We start from the raw sequence: 24,175 nt of genomic DNA on the forward strand, positions 1-24,175 counted from the left end.
TCTTCAGCAAACCCCTAGAAGGCGTGCTGCTCGGGCCTCGTCTCCTCCTCGAAGGCCCAAAGTCCAAGTTCCAGATGCGATACGAGCGCATATTGGTAGTGAATACGGTCGTGCTGCTCGAGCGCGTCCACGATGGCCGCGTGCTGCTGGAACGTATCCTCGTTGAAGTCCCGCAATTGCTTGGCCCGCTCCATGATGCGGATGATCACCGGCTTCATGATCCGATAGACATCGCGCACAGCCCGGTTCTCGAGAATGGACACCAGGCACAGGTGAAATCGGAAATCCTGTTCGGACGCTTCCGCAATCGACTGGGCGGCGCGCAGCTTGTCGTTTATCTCACGCAGGGCCGCGATGTCGCTGGGCTGAACCTTGTCAAACAGCGTATCGACGGTGCCCACTTCGATCAGCTTGCGGAAGCCCTGGATGTCATTGAAGGTGCGGCGCGAAATATCGAGCGTGTTGAAGGAAAACAGATCGAGCGCCCGCTCCATGCGGTCATCCACCAAGGTCGCACCCACCTTGGGCCGCACCGACACGATGCCATAGGCCTTGAGTATCCGCATCGCCTCGCGGACCGTGTTCCGGCCCGCGTCAAAACGTTCGCAAAGCTCCTTTTCGGTCGGCAGGCTGTCGCCCACCTGCAACCCACCATCCGAGATCAAGCCGCGGATATTGGTCACCATGGCATCGACTGCCGAGGGCGCGGGACTGCCCCGCGGAGCCGCAAGGTCGACCGCGGCGCCGCTCAATCGCTTGGCACTCATCCCTTGACCGCCCCAACCGTGAGACCCTCGGCCAGGAACCGCTGCGCGTAGATATAGAGAACAGCGACTGGAACCGCGGTCAGAAGGGATGCGGCCATCAGCTTGCCCCAGGGCAGGATGTCGCCAACGACAAGCGATTGCAGCCCGATCGGCAGGGTCCGCAACGACTCGGACGTGATGAAGACGAAGGCGAAGAGGAACTCGTTCCAGGCATTGGTGAAGGCAAACAGCGTGACCGAGAGAATGGCCGGCGCCGCCAGCGGCAGGGTTATGCGCCAGAAGATGTAGAACCGGCTGGCGCCATCGATCAGCGCGGCTTCTTCCAGTTCCACGGGAATGGAGCGGAAATACCCCATCAGTACCCAGGTGGCGAAAGGCAGGAGGAACGTCGGATAGGTGACGATCAGGGCCGCGTGGCTATTGATCAGGCCCATCGCGTTGAGCGTCTGGTAGAGCGGAATGAACAATAGCGTGCCGGGCAGCAGATAGGTGATCAGCAAAAGAGTGGTGAGCAGGCCCGCGCCGCGGAAGCGCAGGCGCGACAGAGCATAGGCGGCGAGCGAGGCAAGCCCCACCGAGATCAGCGTTGCCGCTGCCGAAACCAGGGCCGAATTGAGCAGCCATGTCAGGAAAGGCGTGTCCTGCACCAGTGACCGGTACTGTTCCAGCGTCGCTGGCTCCGGCCAGAAAATGGACCGACGCTGGCTGATCTGGTCGGTGGTTTTGAGTGATGTGGTGATGATCCAGTAGAAGGGAAAGGCAACAAAGAGCAGCACGGGCAGCAGCAGTGATGCGCGCAACCAGGGCCCGACCACTTTGCGCGTGGCGGTGCTGGTCAGCGGCTGCTTTGCCGGTCGTCCCCGGGCGCGCCGTAATTGGCGCACCAGCACCTCAAACCCGGCAAAGAGCAGCTGGATGGGCCAGAAGACAATATCGAGCACCAGATTGATGCCCTTGCCGCTGATCGTCACGATCCTGTCGGCAATGCCGGGGCGGGCGTCCACGCCGCCGTCACGCTTGTCGTCGTGCCGCATGAACCGCGCCAAAAGCCAGATCAGCACCGCCATCAGCGGGGCAACGGAAAAGGCGATGGCGATGCCAGGCCCATATTGCAGCGAGCCGATAGCCTTTTCATAGGCAAGGATCGAATAGAGCTTGGTGGCGCCGCTGGGGCCACCACCGGTCATCAGGAACGGCAGGCCGAACTGATTGAATGTCGAGATGAAGGAGAGCAGCAGCGTGACGACAATCACGTAGCGCAGGCTGGGCAATGTCACATGACGGAAGCGCTCAACCGCCGTGGCGCCATCCACCTGAGCCGCCTCGATCTGCTCGCGATCCACCGCCTTGAGGCCCGCGAGCAATAGCAGCACGAAGAAGGGAATGCCCTTCCACACATTGACCGAGATGATCGAGCCCATGGCCATATTGGGATCGGAGAGCCAGCCGAGCGGCCGGTCAATGATCCCGGCCCCCTGAAGGATCGGATTGAGCCCACCGAACATGGGGTCGTAGATGCTTTTCCAGGCCAGAGCCGTGACGATCTCGGGCACGATCCAGGGCAGCAGCATGATGCCACTGAGCAGGCTGCGGAACGGCAGGCGGCTATTGAGGATGAGGGCCACGGACATGCCCACAAAGAATTTGAGCAGCAGCGACCAGAAGGTGAAGACCAGCGTGTTCTGCATGGCGAGCAGGAAATCGCTGTTGGTCCAGAGGCGCTGATAGTTGCGCAGGCCGACGTCGTTGGTTTCACCGGTCAGGAAGTTGAAAGAGGTGGTGCTGATGAAAATGGCGCTGACGAAGGGCCAGAAGATCAGCAGTGCCATGATCAGAACCATCGGCAACACGAACAGATACCCAACCTTCCAGTCGGGGCCGAACAGGTTCTGAAAACGCTTCTTGCCAGACACATGCCGCCGCGGCGACCCAGCGGCCAAAGTCATCCGATCATCCATGCCTGCACTCCATGGGGGCGCCAATTCGGCACCCAGTCGATAAGAAGAGAGCGCCCGCGCAGCCGGCGGGCGGCATGCGCAGCCATTCGTCACTGGCCAATCGGCGAGACGGGTTTGCCCGCCTCGCCGACTTTTGCAGCTACATGATGCCGCCTTCTTCGAAGAGCTGGACGATCTTGTTGTGCGCGTCGGTGACTGCTTCCTGCGCAGTCATGCGTCCGGCGATCACATTGCCCATCGACTGTTCCAGAATGCCCTGGGCGCGAATGGCATCGATCTGGGCGGCGGGCTGTGCCGGCCAGGAGGCGCCAATGAACGGATCGGGAACGCTGACCTGATCCTTGATGATCGCAAAGTTCGGATCCGCGGCGATCAGTTCGGGGGTCCACAGGTTTTCGTAGGCTGGCATGAACAGGCCACCGGCCACCGACGACATGGGCGTGAAGTTGGCCGGATCCAGCAGGTCCAGTGCCAGCTTCTTGGCCAGCTCGACGTTCGGCGCGCCCTTAAAGATCGTCAGCCAACCGCCCACGGCGCCACCATCCCGGCTGTCGCCGTTATTGGCATTGGGCTGGCGGAGCAGGACGGTCCCCGGGAACACCGGATTGTTGTCGCGCTTGGCCGCTGCATAGACCGAGAAAGCATTGTGCGTATAGCCGATGCTTCCGGCCAGATAGGCCTCGTTGTTGGAAATATCGCCCCAGCTTTCGACACCGGGCGGCAGCATGGCAGCATATTTGCCATTACGGTCATAGGTCTCGCGCACGAATTCGTAGGCGGCGACCGTTTCAGGCGAATCGAATTCGACCTTGGTGCCCGTCTCGTCGGTGAAGTGGCCGCCGAATGCGTTCAGGATACCGGATGCAACGCCCCAGCCATCGCCGGACTGGTTGACGGTAAGACCCCAGCCCCAGAAGCCATTGTCTGGATCCGAGATGGCCAGTGCCGCCTCGCGGCGCTGTTCCCAGGTATCCAGGGTCTGCGGATCGATCCCCTTTTCCGCCAGCTTGTCGCCCCTGAAGAAGGTGCCAGTGGTATTGGCGATGAAGGGGATTGCGACCCAGCGGCCATCGATCTTGCCGGATTCCTCGGCATTGATCCCCTGCATGACATTGCCGTAGCGGCTGATGGCTTCCTCGACGACATCATTGACGTCTTCGAGCAGACCCAGAAGGTGCATCTGCGGCACGGAAACATTGCTGGTATAGGCCAGGTCGGGCGGATTACCCGCGCGCACCGCTGCCGACATCTTGCCCAGGAAATCGCCGAAGGACTCGGGATTGGTCGTGGATATGTCCAGTTCCGTCCCGTTCGCCGCAGCGAACTTGGTGACGGTGTCGCGGAACAGGTTCTGGGCGGCTTCAAAATATTCGGTACGGTGAATAACCGTCAGCTTTCCGGCGCTGCCGGTCGGCAGGTCCAGTTCGGCCGGCGCATCCTGGGCGAAGGCTGGAAGCCCTCGACTCCCAGCCAGCAGGCCAAGGCCCGCCGCACCACCGACCCGCAGAACGTCGCGTCGAGTATATTTGTTTGACGACATGGTTCCAGTCTCCTCCACAGTGGAACATGCGACCGGCGACCGCACGCAAAAAGCGTGGGCAATCACTCTGCCAACGGCAACCAGCCTCCCCGACGGGGTCAATTCCCTCACCCCGCATTCACCGCCACGCCCTCTTTTGTCCCAGCATTGGCAGTCAATAGTCGGATAATTATGCCCGCCCTTGCCAAACGTCAACATATTGTCGGACAAAATGCTTGTTCACACCAAATCCGTCGACTAAATATCGATGAGGGGCCGATGCAGCGGCATGCGGCGAGGCAGGGACATTGGCCACGACACGGCAAAGCTGGGTGGCCGCCATATCGGAGGGCAGGCAATGGGTGCGGTCACGATCCGTGATGTGCGAAAGCACTACGGCAGTGTGGAAGTGCTGCATGGTGTTTCCATCGACATAGCCGATGGCGAATTCGTCATTCTGGTTGGACCGTCAGGCTGTGGAAAATCGACGCTTTTGCGCATGATTGCCGGGCTTGAGGACATCACCGGCGGCGAGATCGAGATTGGCGGACAGGTGGTCAATGACCTTGCTCCCAAGGATCGCGACATCGCCATGGTCTTCCAGTCCTACGCCCTCTATCCCCATATGACCGTTGAGGAGAACATGGGCTTCTCACTCAAGCTGGCGCGGGTGAACAAAGAAACGATACGGGCGCGCGTGGCCAATGCGGCCGAGGTTCTGGGCCTGCAACCCTATCTTGAGCGCTATCCGCGGCACCTGTCCGGCGGGCAGAGGCAGCGCGTGGCCATGGGCCGGGCGATTGTCCGCAGCCCGCAGGTCTTCCTGTTCGACGAGCCGCTTTCCAATCTCGATGCCAAGCTGCGGGTGCAGATGCGCGGTGAGATCAAGATGAACCACCGCCGCCTGAGCACGACTACAGTCTATGTGACGCACGACCAGATCGAGGCCATGACCATGGCGGATCGGATCGTGGTGATGCGGTCCGGCTATGTCGAGCAGATCGGCAGCCCGCTTGACCTCTATGACACACCCGCCAACCTGTTCGTTGCCGGCTTCATTGGTTCGCCGGCCATGAATATTCTTGACGGATCCATCGCCGGCACGACGTTCACAACGCCCGACGGCATCGATATCCCCCTCAAGGCAGATGCCATTCCCGCCCATCACGGCCCGGTCAAACTGGGCATTCGGCCCGAGCATCTCCGCCTCGACCCAAAGGGGCTGAATGCGGAAGTCATGGTGGTCGAGCCCACAGGGTCGGAAACGCAGGTCGCTTTCCGGCTCGGCGATCAGGAACTGGTGGGCATCTTCCGGGAGCGCATTGCCACAAGTCCTGGAAACATGATGGGCATCAGCATCGCGAGCGACCAGGTTCACCTGTTCGACCCCGAGACCGGCAAGCGCCTGACGCGCTGACGCCGATTTGACCCTGGCCCGTCGCCAGCCAAGGATGCGCAGCACGCTTGGCTGCTATTGACTGTGACGCATTGCTCGCAGGCACTTTTTTTCGCACCATTGAAAGGGTATGGGGAACATACCGGGCCCTAACGGCTCGCGGCACCAGACCTAATCGATTTTTTATGGCTTTCAGCAATCCTTCCGCCGACGACGTTTTCCGCCCGGACCACAATCCCGCAGTTGAAAGACTGATATCGTCCCCGCCCGCCAGCAGAGCGGAAACCAAGTTGTTGCATCAACTGGGACGCGAAATCGTGGTTGGTGACTATCCTGCCGACGAGCGCATGCCCGATGAGGCCAGCATGCTGGCCCGCTATGACATTTCGCGGACGGCGCTGCGCGAGGCCTATGCGCAATTGAGCGCAAAAGGCATGGTCGTGGCCAAGCCCAAGGTCGGCACCAGTGTCACCTCACCCATCTTCTGGAACATGCTCGATCCAGAAGTCTTGCTTTGGCACCTGGATTCAAAGCCGCTCGACGAGATCGCCATGAGCCTTCACCCCCTGCGCCGCATGATCGAGCCAGGTGCTGCGGCACTGGCCGCGCAGATGCGCAGCGACACTGAGCTGTCACGGATCGAGACCGCCTATGCGCAGATGAAAGAGGCTGGTCGTGACAGGGATGGGCTGATTGCGGCCGACTTGCGTTTTCATCTCGAAATCCTCGCCGCGACCCACAATCCCTTCATTGGCGCGTTCAACACGCTGCTGACCACTGTCATGCAGCGCACGCTTGCACTGGGATGGAGCGGCGTGGAGGCGGTCTCGCTAAAGCCTGCACGCTTGCTTCAGCACCAGGATGTGCTGGAGGCGATACGCTGGCGCAATCCAGATATGGCCAGAATGCGGATGGAGATCCTGGTGGACGATTCGCTGAAGGACATCATGAATGGTCTGGCGATCGAGGGCGGGCAAACCCCAAGCGCCGGCATCTGAAGCATCCCCCATGAGCTTCACCTGCTCCGCACGACGCGGGGCGCAGGACGGCTTGCCACCCAGTGATGCCCATTATTGATTGAGGAGCGAGGTCAATCCGCCCGCCACCGAAGACGCCTAGGCTTCTTCCAGCGAGACCAGAATCTTGGTGTATCCGCCCGGATCCTGGGCCCACCGCTCCAGGGCAGCCGGCGCCTCATCGAGCGGCACCGTCGCCGAGACAATCAGGTCCCCGACATCCGGGCGCGCCCGAAGCCAATCCTGGACATCGGCAAAATCTGCATGAAGTGCATTGCGCGAGCCGCGGATGTCGATTTCCTTGGTGATGAACTGCTTGGTATCAAAGGCGATGGCCTGCTTGGCGTAGCCGATATAGACAACCCGGCCGCACTGTCCCACAGCCTCGACGGCAAGCAGGAACGTGGCCGGTGCTCCGACCGCTTCGATCACGACATCGGGCCCCTCGGGCACCAGTTCCGCAATACGCTCCGCTGCCCCATCGCCACCAAGGATAACATGGTGTGCGCCCAGGCTTTTGGCGATGTCCAGTTTCTTGGGGCTGAGGTCGACGGCAATCACCTTTGCGCCCCGTCTCAAGCTTCCCATCAAGGCTCCCAGTCCAATCATGCCGCAACCGAGCACAACCACGGTTTCGCCAGCAGCGACATCAGCCCTGCTCACGGCGTGAAACCCGACGGCGCAAGGCTCCACGAGCGCGGCATCGCGAAGCCGCAGCCCTGGCGTGGGCATGACCTTACTCCTTGGCACAACGATGCGAGCGGTCATCGCGCCCTCACGCTGCACGCCCATCGTCTGGTTATTCACGCAGGCATTGGGACGCCCGAGACGACAGGCCCGACAGTTTCCGCAGTTGAAGTAAGGTAGCACCGTTACCTGAGCACCAATCGACAGGTCATCGACATCTGCCCCCAGCGCGGCGACGACCCCCGCGATCTCATGGCCCGGCACACGAGGATAGCTGACCAGCGGGTTGAGACCCCTGAACGAGGTGAGATCAGATCCGCAATAGCCGACGAAGGCCACATCAATGACCACATCGCCCGCCGCTGCATCCGGCACCGGGACATCCCCGATGGAGATCGCGTTTGGAGCAGTAAGGCGAACCGCTTTCATGATCTTTCGCTTTCTACGATGACGGTGGACCCGACGGAACATCGGGCGCGCAGGCGCTCGCCCGCACAGCAGATGCGCCACGTATAGCCGGTCGATGGAACCGCAACCAGAGCAGTCGCCACATACGGTCGTGGACACGCGCCACGACAGCCCGCGAAGTGGCCCGAAGGACGTGGGCTCAAAAGAAATTTTCGGAGAAAAGGAAATGGCGCACCGGTCAGAACAAAACCGCGAACTCTTACATAATTGAAATTGCAAGATAAACTGCATCCGTTAACTGTCCGGCAGACAGTCCCGAGTCGCTGGACTTCTACAGGAACGTTTCTCCCGGATGATCCAGGAATAAATTTGCACGCCCCACATACACTCGCACGTGCCTAGGCTAGATATGCCTAGAGTGATCCATGATACGATCCAGGCTGACTCCAGCTTCTGCAGCGCTTGTGATGAAACCTGCCCTCAATGAATGCACACCGTGTCTCGCCGGATCGATGCCTGCCTTCTGTTGGTAGGCCCTTAACACGCGAGAAACCAACAATGGTTCAACCGTCCGGGGTAACTCCGTGTTGCGATAGACAAGTCGAAACATCGCCCCTTTAGTTATGTTCGCGGCATCCAGCGAGTCTCTCAGCGTGGACACCGCCTGCAACTCTAGTCCGTTGGGCACACCAACTTTGACACCTATGCCTTAAAAAATCTGTTTTCGACTTTCTTATGCAGATCGTCGCCCCCTGTTCCGAGAACGCTATGTCTTCAAAGCGTAGGGCGGCCACTTCTGACCGACTGAACGCTCCTGCAAAACACAAGCCAGCATCGCGCGGTCTCGACGCCCTATCAGCGTGTCCGGAATGTGCTGAAGTACGCCTTTGAATTCAGCGGCCACAACCGGTAACTTCTGATCGACAAGGCTTCCACGCAAATGCATGGATCCTCTGGGGACTGCCTTAACTAGGTAGTGTCTGTAGGGCTGCTATGACCGTTTCTCCTATGCAAATGTGCAATTGCGTGGGCGTGGATCTTCACTCAAGAACCTTGCTTGTCGGCGGCGATGAGCGATGCGACATATTCTGCCACTACCGCGGCCGCAGCGGGCAACGCGTCACACCTGTGGTCAGCACACCAAAAGCGGAACTACCCAATTGCGCTAGCATAGGTTCGGTGTGTGTTGTCGGCCAAACTGGCTTCGACGAGCGACTGCACCCTCGCCGAAAGCTTGTCGGTCTTGATCAGTTTTTTGCCCGCTAGTCACGCGCCAAGCCGCACAACGACCAGAAATCGACCGGAGCGTATGTCAATGTCTGGGGTAGTTAAAGTGGATGAGCAGTGGCCCCACCAGAGCGGGACCTTTGCCTTCGGAGAATGGATAGTGGCTTTCGCCGAACCTATCCGTTTCTATCCGATTGCGCGCTATGCCACTGAAATCACAAAACAAATTTGAACTTGAACGGCGCCGGCGATACGACGGAGAGGCCCAAACCCCTCCCCCAGGTGCTTACGCATTGCTTACGCGGGTATTCTGCCAAGGAAACGCCCCCAAATGACCAAGCTGACCAAACGAACCGTCGATGCGACCGATATCAGAGCATCTGACTATGTCCTATGGGACGATGATCTTCCAGGCTTTGGGTTGCGCGTCTTCAAATCGGGGAAGCGAAGCTATGTGGTGCAGTATCGCACTGCTGGCCGCTCGCGTCGCTTTACGATCGGCCTGCACGGGGTTTGGACTCCTGAAGAAGCGAGGCGCGAAGCCAAAGTCCTGCTCGGCCATGTCGCACGAGGCGGTAACCCCGCCGAGGAACGGAAGCTCGATCGTGAGGCCATCACCGTCAAAGAACTCTGCAACCGATACCTTGAAGATCTCAGGAATGGTCTTGTGCTCGGGAAGCGAGGGCGGCCGAAGAAGCCAACGACAATTTCCACCGATGTGGGGCGCATCGAGCGCCACATCGTTCCCCTACTTGGCAATCGGCGCGTGCGGGATTTGGCCAAGTCCGACATTACCCAGGCCATGAAGGACATAATGGCGGGTAAGACTCGCGCGAACGTCAAGACCGACAAGCTGCGGGGCCGAGCTATCGTGCGTGGCGGGGCTGGCACGTCTGCCCGAACGATCGGTCTCTTCGGCGGTATTCTCACCTATGCAGTCGAACTCGGCATCATCGATCAGAACCCCGTGCAAGGCGTTCGCAAGCCGAAGGACCAGGTCAACGCTCGTCGTCTCAGCGAGCAAGAGTATCGCACGCTTGGCGATATTCTGCGGAAGGCCATCAAGGATCGGCAATACGAGACCACAGCAGAGATCATCCGGGTGATCGCCCTGACGGGCTGCCGGCGCAGCGAAGTCATTGGTCTGCAGTGTGGCGAAGTCGATACAGAAGGCAGTTGCCTGCGCCTGACCGACAGCAAGGAGGGCGCATCGGTTCGTCCAATCGGTTTGCCCGTGCTGGAGTATCTCGAGAGCCGCCGCGGCGAGGAACAGGATGCGGACGACTATGTCTTCCCCGGATGGGAGGATGACACGCCATTCGGAGCCTTCCCCAGACAGTGGACCAAGCTGTTCAAGGATACCGACCTGGCCGGCATCACCCCGCATGTTCTGCGACATAGCTTCGCCAGTATCGGAAACGATCTGGGGTTCACCGAGGCGACGATCGCGGCCTTGGTTGGTCATTCGCGAGGGACGATAACCAGCCGCTACATTCACACCGTCGACACCGCGCTCATTATGGCAGCCGACAGCATCGCTGGTTACATCCAAGGGCTCCTGGACGGTGTCGCGTTCACCCATACTGCCTATGCACTAGACCGAGATTCCCGAAAGTCAGCCCTCGCACATTTCCTGGGCAAGCCGACCCACGGAGAAAGAACTGCTGAGCAATGCACATGATGATATTCGGAGAACCAGCCTCCACGACGCTGGCCCTTCTGATGGGGGCCGCTTGGGTTCTGAACCTTCTGGTCGCCAAAAGGCCGATCTTCCGGCAAAGACCGCGTGTGCGTCTCCGCGGCTGAGGACCGGGTCAGCCGTTGTTTGGCGGTCCTTCAGATATCTGTCCACGGCGCTGTCGCGTCTGCGCCTTTCGCAGACCGCAGACCGCAGATCGAGGCCGTCAATAGATGCGGCGGTGGAAAGGGTGGGGTTGAGCACTTGAAAATCGTGGGTCGCACACCTGACGGTTGTGAAAGTCTGTTCGGCAGCGTCACCGCAGCAAGTTGGTCACCGCGGCAAGGAAACGGTAGGGGCGCTCCCGACCTGCTAGTTGAATTGTCGAACCGACAATGCGAATGGCGCGTGCGGGATTGGCATACATCAAGACGCCCGAAGCGCCCCCGTGCCCGATCATTTCTGGCAATCCGGAACGTCGTCATGACAGGTGGTAGACGAAAGCGCATCAGGCCCATGCCGTAGCTCATCGGAAAGAAAAGCGGCGTCCATTTCTGCATATGGTCGAGCCATTTTGAGGAGAACACGCGACCGCCGAAAAAGGCGCCAAAGAAGGCTGAGCTATCGCCCAGAGTCGACACCACCGCACCATGCGGCCCAGAGCGCGTAGTGTTTTGGGAATGCGAAGCAACTTTTCTCTGGCACGAATGGGGGCGACATCGGAATAGTTGGGCCCGTGGGAGTCGCCAAATGCGGCTGTTGCCGACAGCCGAGCGGGCCGCTAATGTCTCGGCGAACCAGGGTTGCGAAGTCAAGCCCGGTCCTGAGTTTGAGGATCGCGCCGAGCAGCTCGAAATTGGTGACAGAATAGTGCGCCTTACCCAATCCAGGGGCGAATGGCGCTTGGATTGATCGCGTGATGTCTAGCACCTCAGGCAATGTCCAGCCGTCGTCGTGGCCGGCGATGATCTTGTCTGGGAGGCCTATCCCGCCTTTGGGCTTGCCTTCGAAGAAGTGCACTCATTATGCCCACCGAAATTCTGCCGATGCCGGCAAACGGGATCGGGTTAACATTTTTAATTTGCAGGCGTGCCATGGTCTGTCATCCTGATCGCGAAAGGCGGTAGCGATGGAAACCCGGGAAAGCTTGGTTCAACATCTTGAAGTTCTCCATGGTGGTGCGGTTCACTCTCGCGACTTTCGTAGGGCGTAGCATAATCTTCGCGCAGATCGGTGACATACCCCTTGTACCGGTCAGCAATCACCCGGTGTTCCGCATCGTCCGGGCACTGCTTGTGGGCCATCTTACTCAGCAGGACCGAAAGCCCGTCAGATGTACAGATGGGCAAAGCTGAATGGCGCCGTCTCTGTTAGGCGACGGTCAAACTCCTCCAGCAGGGTGGTAGGCGAACTTGAAGCAGGCGCAACAGTCTCACCCTACCCAGGCCGCTAGACCGTGGCATATCCTTGCGTTCTATTTGGTGTGCCTTGCTGGCTCTGGCTACGCCCAGCTGCTGGCCACCATACCCGAAACGGGTATCTCGCTGTGGTTACCCAACGGACTATTGCTAGGAGCACTGCTGGCAAGCTCTCGCCGAAGCTGGATTATGTGGATTGCCGCTGCTGTAACCGCAGAATTGACGGGTAATCTCATCTGGTTCGGCAACAGTGCGGTTGTTTCGACGCTTTTCATCGTGGGCAACGTCGCAGCATCTGTTTGCGGCGCATTGGTGGTGGGACATCTAGCCGGCCTGCCGTTTCGCCTCTTGAAGATCAGCGACCTACTTTGGCTGGTGCTGGGGGGTGCTCTGGTCGCGCCGACGATCGCAGCCGCCATCGGTACGTTGACTCTTGTTTGGTCCGAAGGCCAACCGTGGCAGCGCGCGTTCTATCTCTGGTGGGTGGGAGACGCCACTGGCGTGCTGGTGGCCGCTCCCGCAGTGCTGACCGTTGCCGAATCATGGCGCCGGCGTTCATTTGGTGAGCCACAGCGCCTTCCCGAGGCCGCCCTATTCGTGCTGGCGATCGGTCTTGTCGCAGCCGCCTCGGTGACTGAGCGCCTGCCATTTGGGCTTATCTTTCTGCCGCTTATCCTGATGGCTGCCGCACGATTGTTTTTCTGGGGGAGCTTGCTTGGAATACTCGCCCTCGTGATGCTTCTCGGCCTCTTCGAAGTTCTGCGGATCAAACCGTTTGCGTTGATCGGGAATTCACTGGAAAGCAATGTGCAGCAGCAACTGTTCTTGGGCATTGCTGCCTTTTCAGCGTTGGTCGTGGCGGTTCTCGCTAAGCAGAACTCAGACTCTCTTTTGCAATTGACTGACTCCAACCGCATGTTGGAGCAGCGTGTAGCCGAGCGCACTGCCAGCCTCGCCACAAGCGAGGCGCGGCTCAGGAAAATGATGGAAGGTACCCAGGTCGGCATAGCGTTTGGCGATCGTACCATGGCGCTGCACCATGCGAATGCTAGCCTTGCCACGCTCCTTGAACGCCCCTCTGCTTCGCTTGAGGGGGGGGCTGTGCGCTGGCAGGACCTCATGGCGCCTCCTGACCGGGAAAAGTTGAGATCGGCGATGGCCCAGATGGAGACAGAGGGGCGCAGCCATCCTGCTGAAATTGTATTCCGGCGGGCCAGCGGGTCGTCGGTTCCAACGATTTTCACGGCCTCTAAGCTCGACGACGATGACCACGTCGCTTTCATCGTCGACCAGACCGAGCAGAAGCTACATGAAGAGCAGACTCGCTTGCTCATGCGCGAGGTAAATCATCGGGCGAAGAACCTCTTGGCGGTGGTGCAGTCGGTGGCACGGCAAACTAAGGCAGAGTCAGTTGCCGAGTTCCTTACACGCTTTGATAGCCGCCTACGGGCTCTCTCTGCGCTGCAGGACCTCCTTATTGCCAGTCAGTGGGAAGGAACTTCCCTTGCTGAGGTTATCCGCGGGCAACTGGCGCATTTCGGGGACGTCCTTGATAGTCGGGTTTCGATTCACGGACCCCTGGCTCAATTGTCGGCCGCTGCGGCCCAGACGGTCTCACTTGCGATCCACGAACTCGCGACTAATGCTGCGAAATATGGGGCGCTATCAAACGATATCGGTGAAATCGCAATCGGCTGGGAGTTCACATCGGACAGCCGACTCGTCCTGACCTGGGTTGAAAAAAATGGCCCGACCGTGACCCCTCCCGGTCGACTAGGATTTGGTACGCATGTCATCGCAAAGATGGTTGCCGGGATTCAGGGGTGCAGTGTTCGTAGCGACTTTGCACCGGCCGGACTGACGTGGGTCCTCGCGGGCCCGACCTCGTCCCTTCTCGTGGCGCCCCTAACCGATGTAGGCACAGGCACAATCACTCCCGGCACCACTACTGGTTGAGAATTATCCCAGTGTCGGTGCCCCCCGTGGCGGCGCGAACGACATACAGACGAAAACGTCATCCATCGCGGCCCTTAGCCCTGATTGAGCACGTTCTGTTGTGGCAGGGTAGCCCAACACTCTAGGTGTTGGCGCGCGCAACTCCTCGGCGAATGCCCGGCCTCCTCACTTCGTTAGTTCATGCATCCACACAAATTCAGTCCATTGGCATCCGTACCGGCCTGCCTGCGCTAACGGGCAAACGGGAGTGTTGCGATGGCGCAGGTGCAAGGTGGATCCCTGGGGGACCAAGATTTTGAGCAGAGGGTTCGTGAAACGGCCTATTTTCAGTGGGAACTGGACGGTCGCCCCGAAGGCGCGGAAAAGGGCTGCTGGTTTGCAGCGTTGGAAGGCTGCCTGCGGGAGCGCGAGGCCGACCACCTCCGACGACAGCACCCAGTCTCCGCCGATGGAGAGACGGTGCTCGGCCGTCAGGCGAACTATGGATAGCGGGTCTATGGGCACCAAAGGCAAGTTGCGTGGAGATCGCCCTTGATCATGAAGTGTTGCGGCTTGAGCGCGACGCCGACGGATTTTGGGAGACGGAGTTTAAGGCTAAGGAAATTCGCCTGCTGGCTGGTTGTTGACGGTGTGCGCTACCACGATACGGCCAGCCGTTTGCAGGTGGGTGAAGTTCACGGGCCCCTCCCGGCTGGTTGGCAGAATAGGAAGTGACCGGGGGCCCGGCATGGACCGGCCGGCCATTCAACGAATTGGTGTTATACGAACTTCATATCGGCACCTTTACCCAGGGAGGGACGTTCCACGCATATGGTCTCCTCTCTGACAGAGCAACCGCCCTGCAGGTTTGACCGGATTCCCTGGAACCTTTTACTTCCCGAGTGGTTGTTGCTATATCGGGGAAGTATATCCTAACGGCTGTTTGGAGCTTTTGCCGAGCCTTGGGGGCTATCCAACGCCATGTCGAACGTCACCGATTTTCCAATCCCCGCCCGCCAGCTGTCGGAATATGAGGCACTCGTGTCGGCCGGGCCGGCAGTACTCGATGCCATACCTGGCGCTGTCTATATCTGCGACCATGACGGATGGTTGGTTCGCTACAATGCAGAGGCTGCCGCCTTGTGGGGTCGCGCACCCGACCTCGACCATGCGCGCGAGCGCTTCTGTGGGTCCCTTGCATTGTTCTTGCCGGATGGCGCCGCACTTCGCCACGAAGACTGTCCCATGGGCGAAGCTGTGCGCGCTGGGGTCGACACCCGGAATGCCGAAGTCGTCATCGAGCGGCCCGACCACTCCCGGATTACTGCCCTCGTGAATATCCGTGCCTTGCGAGATGACCAGGGCAATATCCAGGGTGCCATCAACTGCTTTCAGGACGTTTCAGCCCATAAAGCAGCCGAAGCGGAGTTGCTTCGCAAGAACAACGATCTGGAGGACTTCTTCGAAAACAGCGCGGTTGGCCTGCATATCGTCAGCGGCGAAGGCATCATCGTTCGCGCCAACCAGGCTGAGCTCAATCTGCTGGGATATTCAGCTGATGAGTATGTCGGCCGGCACATTGCGGAATTCCATGCTGATGCACCGGTGATCGGCGACATCCTTCAAAAGCTGTCCAAAGGCACCAAGCTCGACCGTCACGCCGCGCGGCTGCGTGCCAAGGATGGCTCAATCAAACACGTCCTCATAACCTCCAACAGTCGCTTCAAGGACGGCAAGTTCGTCAACACCCGTTGCTTCACCACGGATGTGACCAACCTGCGTGAGGCTGAACGCGCGCATCGGGACAGCGAGGAGCGGCTGGCCGCTACATATGAAGCGGCGACGATCGGCATAGCCGAGGCGGACGAGCATGGACGCCTGCTCCGCGTCAATGACGCGATCTGCCAGATGCTCGGCCGATCGCGTGAACAACTGCTTGATATGACGTTCCTCGACTACACCCACGACGAGGATCGTGACGAAGACGCCGCGCTTTTCTCACGCCAGGTGACCGGAGACCTCGGAAGCTACTCCCTGCGTAAAAGGGCGCATAAGCCCGATGGCACCACCGTCTATCTCGACGTCAAAGGTTCCGCCGTGCGTGACGAGGACGGCAAGTTTGTCTATGGCGTCCGGGTCATTCAGGACGTGACAGAAGCAAAGCACATGGAGGACAGGATCCGCGAGAGCGAGCGGCATCTGAGAGACCTCCTCGAGGCCTTGCCGGCCGCCGTCTATACCACTGACGCGGAAGGCAACATCACCTTCTTCAACAAGGCCTGCATCGACATTGCCGGCCGCGTTCCGGCGCTTGGCGAGAAGTGGTGCGTGACCTGGCGCCTCTACACCGCCGAGGGAGTCCCGCTACCGCACGACCAATGCCCCATGGCGGTGGCACTGAAGGAAGACCGACCTGTGCGCGATGTGGAAGCCATGGCAGAGCGGCCTGATGGCAGTTTCGTACCCTTCATGCCGTACCCCACGCCGCTGCATGATGCCGAAGGCAACTTGATCGGCGCCATCAATATGCTGGTGGATATTACCGAACGAAAGCGATCCGAAAGCGCGCAAAGGGTCCTCATCGACGAGCTGAACCACAGGGTGAAGAATACTCTTGCGACCGTCCAGTCTCTCGCGGTGCAAACTGTGCGCCACTCGGGAAGCCTCAAGGAGTTTGCACCTCAGTATGAGAAGCGGTTGTTGGGATTGGCGCGAGCGCATGATCTGCTGACGTCGCGCAACTGGAAAGACGCGCCCTTGGATGTGCTCGCCCGGGAAGTGATCGGACCCCTTTCGGATGCCATGGGGCAACAGGTAAATATTGACGGACCAGCAGTCGCGCTGAACCCTCGCGCGGCCCTGAGCCTCACCATGGCCCTCAACGAGCTCGCTACCAACGCTGCCAAGTTTGGGGCGCTGTCTTCGGAGCAGGGAAGACTTTCCCTTGTCTGGAAAGTTGCGGATCGAGCAGGGCAAAGGTGGGTGGAACTGCTCTGGCAGGAAGCCGCGGGGCCTCCGGTGACCGCGCCGAGCCGCCGCGGGTTTGGGACACGGTGGATCGAGCGGTGTCTCGAACGCGACCTTGGTGGAGAGCTGGACGTGGTATTCGACCGCGACGGGCTACGCTGCCAAATGTCCTTTCCCCTCAGGGAAAACCCACACCCATGAGTGAACTTTCTGGCCTGCGCGTGCTCGTCGTCGAGGACGAGGGCGTGGTGGCCTTACTTATCGAAGACATGCTCGAGGACTTGGGATGCCAGGTGGTCGGCTCGGTGGCGAGCCTCGCCAAAGCAATCGAAGCCGCTGCCACGGAGACGTTCGACGTCGCCATGCTGGACGTAAATCTCGATGGTGAAAAGGTTTTTCCCGTTGCTGAAGTTTTGATGGGCCGACAGGTGCCGTTCCTGTTCAGCACCGGCTACGGCCGCTTAGGCGTGCCGGACACGTTCAAGGCATACCAGGTTCTAAACAAGCCTTTCGCGAAAGAAGAATTGGAACAGAAGCTCCGCACCGTCCTTCGTAATCGGTAGGTCTGCGGCATACTGCTGGAGAACGTGAGTTAGCCTGGATGGCGTCGGCGTATTCCTTGTCGAGGACGAACCTCTGCTGGCAATGTCGGTGGAGGATATGCTTATGGAGTTAGGGTGCAAGGTCACTGCCAGCGCAGCAAACCTCACCGAAGCGATCGAAATGGCCGCAGGCGGCACGTTCGATTGCGCCCTGCTCGTCGAAGCGCGGCATTCCGTTTGCCTTTTCCAGTGCCTATGGTGCATCGCAACTGTCGGAGGCGTTCAGCACCCGACCGGTCGTGTCCAAGCCCTATGACATGGATCAACTACTTGCAGTTTTGCGAGCGACCCTCGCCCGATAAACACCGTTAGCCACACTTGGTCCCATGGGTTGCCCCCAGCTTCCTATCGCTACCTTACCAATTGCCTGGATCAGACGGTTGCGACCCGCGCCTTTTGCCGCGACAGGGCCTGATCATCCAGCCGGGTTGTCCTTCGAGATTGGCACCGTGACAGTTCGCGCAGTTGGCTGAATAGAGCCCGCGCCCTTTCGAAGCTTCGCCGGTGAAGTAGACGCCCGCTGCACTCAGGATGCTTGCGGCGATGAGTAGGCCAGAACGAGCACTTTCATTGCCCGAAGCCCTGCCAGGTTTTACCACCATCGCGGCTTTCGAGTACCGCGCTCTCGCCAGTAATGGCGACGAGGTGGGTGGCGTCGATGGGATCGGCAGCGAGGTGGAGGATGTATCGGTCGCCGAAGTCGCTGGCGAGCGGCACCGCCTGCCCATCCTTCGGCAACTGAAATAGGCCAATGCCGGCGAAGAACACATAGACTGAGCCGTCCGCCATTGCCTCGACCAATGTAGCGGGCTGACCTTTGGGCCCAATGAGCGTCCAGGTCACTCCTGCATCGGCGCTCTGCATCAGTCCACCAGCAGTCCCGGCATAGACCGTGTCGGCAGCGATGGGTGATGCGGCGAGGTCAATCACTCGTTCGGGACTCGGCCCAGCCAGGCTCCAGCTTAAACCTCCGTCCCGGCTCACCTGAATGCCACCATAGAGCCCATATATCACTTTCGGGTCGGCGCGGCTGACTGACATGGCATGAAAGTCGACCGGACCTCCGACGCCATCGGCGATTTTCTGCCAGGTGACGCCGCCGTCGGTTGAAAGGATCACCCCCATATTGCCGCCCTGTCCAGGGTGACCGCTGGCCAGCAGCCGCCTGGCATTGCTGGGATCGGGGCTGAACCCCATAAAGTCGTTGGCGTCGGTGGAGACCGCCTCGGCCATGCCATTGGGGTTCGCGCGATAGACGCCATAGTGCGTCGCGAGTAACACGCTCCCCGGCTTGGATGGGTCAAAGCCGATGCCGTGAATGTGGGACACTTCGCCGAGCGGCAACTCTTCTGCGTTCAATGACACAAAGAACGCCAAGGAGGCGATCGACGCTAATAGCATCCGGCTAGAACGGGTTCTCATTACTGACCTCCGAACAGATTGGTTATCCATGACCAAGGGTCTTGATACGGCTCCGAATGTCCTTGTGCATAGGCATCGTTCGCCAGCGCGTTGGCGAACGTGACCAGGCTCAAGGCCTCGAAGCTAAGGCCGTGGAAGCGGCCCCGGAGCTTTCCTTCGCGATCGATGACATGCGTGACGAGCCCGTGCATCTGCATGTCGTCCACTTCGGTGAACTCCAGGCCATAGGCCCTTGCGACTTTGCGCGTCGTGTCCTCCGGTTGGCCCGCCGGCGACGTCAGGAAGGTCCAGTTGACCAGATCGAGTCCCTGCGCCTCGCCGTATTCGGTCAGCAGCCTGCCCCTGTCGTGCGAGGGATCAGTGGTGATGCTGACGAAGGCGACGCGATCCTTCATCGGCGAGATGTTGATCATCGACTGCAACTGGGCGATCAACTGGCTGTGCAGCGGGCAGACGTCGCCGCAGCTGGCATAGATGAAATTGAGGATCACCACCTTGCCCCGGTAGTCCGCGAGGTCGCTCTCGCGGTCCTCAGCATCGATGAGTGAGAACGCGGGCGCGGGCTGGTCCACCGGTTGGAAGTACTTATCGCGGCCCAAGAGCTGCGATTCGAGTTCCTCGAGCGAATGGCCCCCAACAGGCATGATCAGTAATGGCAGTAGCGCCGCCATCAATGCTGCCCCTCTGGCGATGTTCATTGCAAAAAGGTTTCCTTGGGATGCCGATCATTGCGTGGGGTGGCCACCCACGATCGACGTTCGCGAGACCCGTCCCAGCCGCCGCTCGCACCAACGGTGAGGGCCGAGACAGACAGGACACGACACTTCAATCGGCGCTGGGGCCGCCAGTGTCAGGCAATGTAGGTGGTTCGCGGAGGGGAAAGCTCTGGAGGTGGGCTACTGCCGACCAAGGACTTGGCGAGGAGTGTCGCGAAGTAGAGCGCAGAACACGCTTGCTCGAGCGAGGCGACCGCTAGCGGAAGGGCCATCACCGGACCAGCGCAGATCGCCGCACACGCCGTGTTCGCTTCACAGTGCAGCCCCCCGCCGCTGTCCTGACAGTCCATAGCCACCATGTCGTTCGTCGTCGAAACCAGTCTGGCGTTGCGACTCGCGAAGTCATTTGACGCGACATTCGACACGCCCATCGCGAGGGAGACGATGACCCCCAAGGCGAGCAGAAACAGCTGTGGAACCGACTGAAACCTCATGGCGCGCGATCTTGTCGGTAGCACCTCTGCAAATCAAGGCACGCATGCGTGATGCGACAGTTTGGAGCGAGGCCGGGCCGATTGACACAGCAGGTGGTGGGATGAGTCTACAAGGCACAGAGCGAACGCGGATTAAAGTGCTCGTCGATGCCCCTCTCGTTCCTGAACTGGTCGGTCTTCTGGAAAAACACCGGATACACGGCCACACTGTAATGCCCACCCTCTCGGGCTAGGGCGCTTCGGGAAGATGGAGCGACGACCCGGTTACCGGCGCACAGCACCAGGTGGTCCTACTCACAGTTGCCGAGCCACCGCGGGCCCAGGCTTTCATAGAGGCCTTGCGTCCGCTTCTCGACAGGTACCTGCTTCTGGTAATGATCAGCCCGGTCAACATACTGCGGCCGGAGAAATTCCGCAGACCGTTACGAGGGAGGCCTTTCGACCTGACCAGAGGTCACCCTCGCAGCCGTCTTTGGATAGGCGGGGGTGCGCACCACCACCCCATGACCTCCATCCCAATTTCAAGTGCCCGGGATGCGTTGGACCATCTGGCAGTGTCGTCACGCGCCCTGGTGATAACCAGCCGCTACATCCACACGGTTGACACCTCCCTCAATATGGCCGCCGACAGTATCGCAGGCTACATCCAGTGTCTGATGGACGGCGTCGCCTTACCCACAAGGCCTATGCGCTCGACTGGGATTCTAGGAGGGCCGCGCTCACTAACTTCCTGGCCCAGGCGAGTTCAACATCGAACCCGGAGTAGGTCAGGTAGCACCTTTGTACATGCCATTTCCGTGAGATGCCTTGGCGCGCCAAACGTGCGCGCCTTGTTCGCGCACGCGTGGCGCCATGGCGAAGTGAGCATCGTGCTGTCGCGCCAGAAGAGTCACGCGCCCCTACGCATGCAGCAGGACACACTGATGCGGGGCTGACCACCATCACATCCTGCCTCATGCTCAGAGCCACCCCGATTACCTATGCTTTCCGGAAGCTCCCGTGGAAAGCTGACTTTGTCGTATTCTGGAAGTTTGGCATGACAAATGGAGGAGCGCCCTCTAATTCCGTTCAGCTACTGATCCCTTCGCCACTGGAATATTCGCATGAGCTCTCGGCCCAAAGTTATCACCCTGTGCGGCTCCAGCCGCTTCCCTGATGCCTTCCATTTGGCGAATTTGCATCTGTCTATGCTCGGTCACATCGTGATCAGTCTCGGCGCTTTCGGGCATGCCGATCAGCCCACTGGCTCGCGGTTTCTGTTGTCAGACGGGGACGAGAGCACCCCAGAAAAACAGGCCATAGACCAGTTGCACTTCCGCAAGATTGACCTTTCGGACGAGATATTCGTGGTCAATGTCGGCGGCTATGTCGGATCGAGCACGAAGCGGGAAATCGAATATGCCCGCTCGCTGGGCAGGTCGGTCCGCTGGATGTTCCCCTCGGAGTAAATCAGATCATCCAACGGGCTGTTGATCGCTGTTACGCGGAGCGTCGCACCATCAGTCTTCGGCCGACCAGAACAATCAGAACGACAATGATTGCAGTGGCCCAGGTGTCCCAGCCCACGCGCTCGAAGTTCAGGGTGGCGGCGATCGCCAATGTCAGAAAACTCTGCAGCAACTGGACCTGGCTGACCCTTGCGACGCCGCCCATGGCGAGTCCGGCATTCCAGGCAAAGAAGCCAACATATTGGCTCATGATAGTCACGTAAGCGAAGGCAAACCAGGTCTGCGGCTGGAACGAGCCAATGTTGTCAGGCCACCGGAGAGCGGTCACCGGAACTGAAATCGGCAATGCCAAGACCAATGCCCAGGATATCACCACCCAGCCCGGCATCGTACGAGCCAGTTGTCCAGAATAGGTATAGCCCACGGCAGCGCTGACAACTGCCGCTGCTAGCAGCAGGTCTCCTGCCTCGAAGCCTCCATTGCCGCGAAACAAGGCAAAGGCGGTCACCACTGCTGCTCCTGCGACTGCCGCAAGCCAGAAGGGGAGTGAGGGCCGTTCTTTGCCAAGAAGAGCACCTGCAGCGGCTGTTGCCAGAGGAAGCACGCCCAGAACGACTCCGCCGTGAGACGCATCGACGCTTGTCATTGCAACAGCTGTAAACGCCGGAAAGCCTGCCACAACACAGGCGGAGATGAGTAGCAGCTTCCAGAAGTCAGTCTTGGATGGCATGCGGGGGCGCACAACCAAAAGAACCATTGCAGCCAGAATACCGGCCCCAGCGGCTCGTCCCGCCGTGAGAAACCCCGCATCAAGCTCTTCAACTGCAAGCCGGGTAAAAGGTAGAGTCGCAGCAAAGATTGCAACGCCGAGCAGCCCAAGCCAAAGACCAACAGTTTCTCGAGAAAGGGCCGCTGAGAGTTTGTCAGTGATAGAACGCATGGTGTTGACCCTGGGGAGATGAGCTGCCCAAGAGCAGACTTGTTATTGCTTATTGGTTTACTGCTGAAAGGGCGATGTGTCGCTCTCCCCATCCCCGATATGTCGGCGGACCCGTGTCCGTCGGCGAGACATGCAGCGGTGCCACCCCCAGTCTGACAGATGGCATCGATAAGAATGCCACCACGCTATAGCTGGCGTCGGCAAAGCGCGCACCTGCGCTGTGCACACGGTCGATCACTGCCAGTGCGATTTCAGGCTTGGTACGGTATGTGCTAGCCTTTTCAGGAACCCCTACCGGATCCAGAGGAGCCCTATTACTGGTTCAACTCTCGGGATGAACAGCCCAAGCCCGATCATCACGAGCCCTTGGCTTGATACTAGCGTCACCGACAGGGTCTGGCAGTTGGCCGAACGGGTCACCAGCCCAGTCACGCGGCTTTTAGAGCAAGACCATGTTCGCGCATGTGTCTGAGATCAACACCTATCGCTAACCTGCACGCGTACGCTCCAGAAGCGCATTGCAAGGGTGGAGGGCGGTATGCGAACCACAATCGATGGTCTAGATCCTTCAAGCTGCCACTCTGTTTCGCCCTGAATTCTTGGCGTCGTATAGCGCGACATCTGCGCGTTGGATTAGGTCGGACGGACCAGAGTCGGTTGACAACATCACAGCGGCCCCGATACTCGCTGTAACGCCGACATCGCCTGTGCCGGTCTGCAAACTGATATCTGCGATAGCCATGCGCATGCGCTCAGCGACGGATATCGCACCACTGAGTTCTGTACCAGGCAGAAACACACAGAACTCCTCACCGCCCATCCTGCCAAGGCTATCGCCACGACGGAGTTGGTCGCGGATGGCCTTGGCAATCGCCACCAGAGCTTCATCACCGACGGCGTGACCGAACTGGTCGTTCAAGTTTTTGAAGTTGTCCGCATCGATCATCAGACAGGAAAGGGGTGATCCACGTTGCAGGGCGGGAACCATATCGCGCGCAGCGGTGGCCAGAAAAGACGAGCGACGCATTGCCCCTGTCAGTCCGTCGAGTGTCGCCAAAAGCCGCAGTTCAAATTGCTCCATGGTGAGGTTGGCGAGATCTGCGAGCAACTTCAACTGTCGGGAGTCGATCTCTCGTGGGCTGGAATCAATGGCGCAAAGGGCGCCGAGCGGGGTGCCGTCCGCAGCACGAAGCGGAATGCCGGCGTAGAAGCGGATGCCGGGGTGACCGGTGACCAACGGGTTATCAACGAAGCGCGCGTCCAGGGAAGCGTCTTGGACTACCATCGGTCCTTGGCCAATCATCGTATGGGCACAAAAGGACTGGCTGCGTGGTGTCTCACTGATGCCCAATCCCTGTTTGGATTTGAACCACTGCCTGTCACGATCAACGAGCGTTATCAAGGCGATTGGAACGTCGAGCAGGGCGGATACGAGACGCGTGATGCGATCAAAGGTATCATCCTCTGGCGTATCGAGAAGATTGTACTGATAGAGTCTGCTCAGCCGCAGCTCTTCGTCTTCGCTGTTCACCGCTGCTGCGCGTCAAACAGGGTGAGACTCAGCGTCAATCAGGATG

Annotated in this window: 17 protein-coding genes; 8 read left to right on the forward strand and 9 right to left on the reverse strand. The window is 59.6% G+C overall.

Annotated elements, in window-relative coordinates:
* Window positions 1–14 precede the first annotated feature (14 nt).
* From NIM87_RS16915 to NIM87_RS16925, 3 genes are all read right to left on the reverse strand, one after another.
* The gene (locus NIM87_RS16915; RefSeq protein WP_254675880.1) at window positions 15–767 is read right to left on the reverse strand and encodes a FadR/GntR family transcriptional regulator; all 753 of its coding nucleotides are present in this window, start codon (window positions 765–767) and stop codon (window positions 15–17) included.
* On the reverse strand, window positions 764–2,725 hold the full coding sequence (locus NIM87_RS16920; protein ID WP_254675881.1) for an ABC transporter permease: 1,962 nt from the start codon (window positions 2,723–2,725) through the stop codon (window positions 764–766). Before NIM87_RS16920 ends, NIM87_RS16915 begins: the two co-directional genes overlap by 4 nt.
* 139 nt (window positions 2,726–2,864) lie before the next feature.
* Window positions 2,865–4,265 carry an ABC transporter substrate-binding protein gene (locus NIM87_RS16925; RefSeq protein WP_254675882.1) on the reverse strand — a complete coding sequence of 467 codons (1,401 nt, stop codon included), beginning with the start codon at window positions 4,263–4,265 and terminating at the stop codon, window positions 2,865–2,867.
* Window positions 4,266–4,602: 337 nt separating this feature from the next.
* Here NIM87_RS16925 and NIM87_RS16930 point away from each other — a divergent pair, with 337 nt between their 5' ends.
* Both NIM87_RS16930 and NIM87_RS16935 read left to right on the forward strand, forming a co-directional pair.
* Window positions 4,603–5,661, forward strand: coding sequence for an ABC transporter ATP-binding protein (locus tag NIM87_RS16930; protein ID WP_254675904.1), 1,059 nt, complete (start codon window positions 4,603–4,605; stop codon window positions 5,659–5,661).
* Between the two features lie 269 nt (window positions 5,662–5,930).
* Entirely contained in the window at window positions 5,931–6,638 is a 708-nt protein-coding gene (locus tag NIM87_RS16935) for a FadR/GntR family transcriptional regulator (RefSeq protein WP_254675883.1), read from the forward strand.
* Between the two features lie 117 nt (window positions 6,639–6,755).
* Here the strand turns inward: NIM87_RS16935 and NIM87_RS16940 are convergent, their stop codons facing one another.
* A complete protein-coding gene (locus NIM87_RS16940) occupies window positions 6,756–7,772 on the reverse strand; it encodes a zinc-binding alcohol dehydrogenase family protein (RefSeq protein WP_254675884.1) in 1,017 nt (338 codons plus the stop codon).
* Window positions 7,773–9,309: 1,537 nt separating this feature from the next.
* Between NIM87_RS16940 and NIM87_RS16945 the strand changes: the two genes are divergently transcribed.
* The 5 genes from NIM87_RS16945 (at window position 9,310) to NIM87_RS16965 (ending at window position 17,539) form a co-directional block, all read left to right on the forward strand.
* Window positions 9,310–10,659 (forward strand): tyrosine-type recombinase/integrase, encoded by a 1,350-nt coding sequence (locus NIM87_RS16945; protein WP_254675885.1) that lies wholly within the window; start codon window positions 9,310–9,312, stop codon window positions 10,657–10,659.
* 1,409 nt (window positions 10,660–12,068) lie between these two features.
* Entirely contained in the window at window positions 12,069–14,030 is a 1,962-nt protein-coding gene (locus tag NIM87_RS16950) for an MASE1 domain-containing protein (RefSeq protein WP_254675886.1), read from the forward strand.
* Window positions 14,031–14,285: 255 nt separating this feature from the next.
* The gene (locus tag NIM87_RS16955) at window positions 14,286–14,519 is read left to right on the forward strand and encodes a DUF2934 domain-containing protein (RefSeq protein ID WP_254675887.1); all 234 of its coding nucleotides are present in this window, start codon (window positions 14,286–14,288) and stop codon (window positions 14,517–14,519) included.
* 471 nt (window positions 14,520–14,990) lie between these two features.
* Entirely contained in the window at window positions 14,991–17,177 is a 2,187-nt protein-coding gene (locus NIM87_RS16960; protein WP_254675888.1) for a PAS domain-containing sensor histidine kinase, read from the forward strand.
* On the forward strand, window positions 17,174–17,539 hold the full coding sequence (locus tag NIM87_RS16965; RefSeq protein ID WP_254675889.1) for a response regulator: 366 nt from the start codon (window positions 17,174–17,176) through the stop codon (window positions 17,537–17,539). Before NIM87_RS16960 ends, NIM87_RS16965 begins: the two co-directional genes overlap by 4 nt.
* A 395-nt stretch (window positions 17,540–17,934) precedes the next feature.
* On the opposite strand, the gene NIM87_RS18840 is transcribed toward NIM87_RS16965, so the two are convergent.
* Genes NIM87_RS18840 through NIM87_RS16975 form a run of 3 tightly spaced genes read right to left on the reverse strand, consistent with a single transcriptional unit; the run spans window position 17,935 to window position 19,698 of the window.
* Window positions 17,935–18,180: a c-type cytochrome gene (locus NIM87_RS18840; protein ID WP_408640093.1), complete on the reverse strand. Its 246-nt coding sequence runs from the start codon at window positions 18,178–18,180 to the stop codon at window positions 17,935–17,937.
* Window positions 18,146–19,000 carry a WD40/YVTN/BNR-like repeat-containing protein gene (locus NIM87_RS16970; protein WP_254675890.1) on the reverse strand — a complete coding sequence of 285 codons (855 nt, stop codon included), beginning with the start codon at window positions 18,998–19,000 and terminating at the stop codon, window positions 18,146–18,148. Before NIM87_RS16970 ends, NIM87_RS18840 begins: the two co-directional genes overlap by 35 nt.
* Window positions 19,000–19,698 (reverse strand): SCO family protein, encoded by a 699-nt coding sequence (locus NIM87_RS16975; RefSeq protein WP_254675891.1) that lies wholly within the window; start codon window positions 19,696–19,698, stop codon window positions 19,000–19,002. The genes NIM87_RS16970 and NIM87_RS16975 overlap by 1 nt, the downstream gene beginning before the upstream one ends.
* Window positions 19,699–21,313: 1,615 nt before the next feature.
* Between NIM87_RS16975 and NIM87_RS16980 the strand changes: the two genes are divergently transcribed.
* Complete coding sequence (locus NIM87_RS16980) at window positions 21,314–21,658, forward strand: hypothetical protein (protein WP_254675892.1); 345 nt, start codon at window positions 21,314–21,316, stop codon at window positions 21,656–21,658.
* A gap of 31 nt (window positions 21,659–21,689) precedes the next feature.
* On the opposite strand, the gene NIM87_RS16985 is transcribed toward NIM87_RS16980, so the two are convergent.
* Complete coding sequence (locus NIM87_RS16985; protein WP_254675893.1) at window positions 21,690–22,598, reverse strand: DMT family transporter; 909 nt, start codon at window positions 22,596–22,598, stop codon at window positions 21,690–21,692.
* Between the two features lie 568 nt (window positions 22,599–23,166).
* Window positions 23,167–24,129 carry a sensor domain-containing diguanylate cyclase gene (locus NIM87_RS16990; RefSeq protein WP_254675894.1) on the reverse strand — a complete coding sequence of 321 codons (963 nt, stop codon included), beginning with the start codon at window positions 24,127–24,129 and terminating at the stop codon, window positions 23,167–23,169.
* Window positions 24,130–24,175 lie beyond the last annotated feature (46 nt).

This window comes from Devosia ureilytica, from assembly GCF_024273195.1.
In the GTDB taxonomy this organism is placed as follows: Bacteria; Pseudomonadota; Alphaproteobacteria; order Rhizobiales; family Devosiaceae; genus Devosia; species Devosia ureilytica.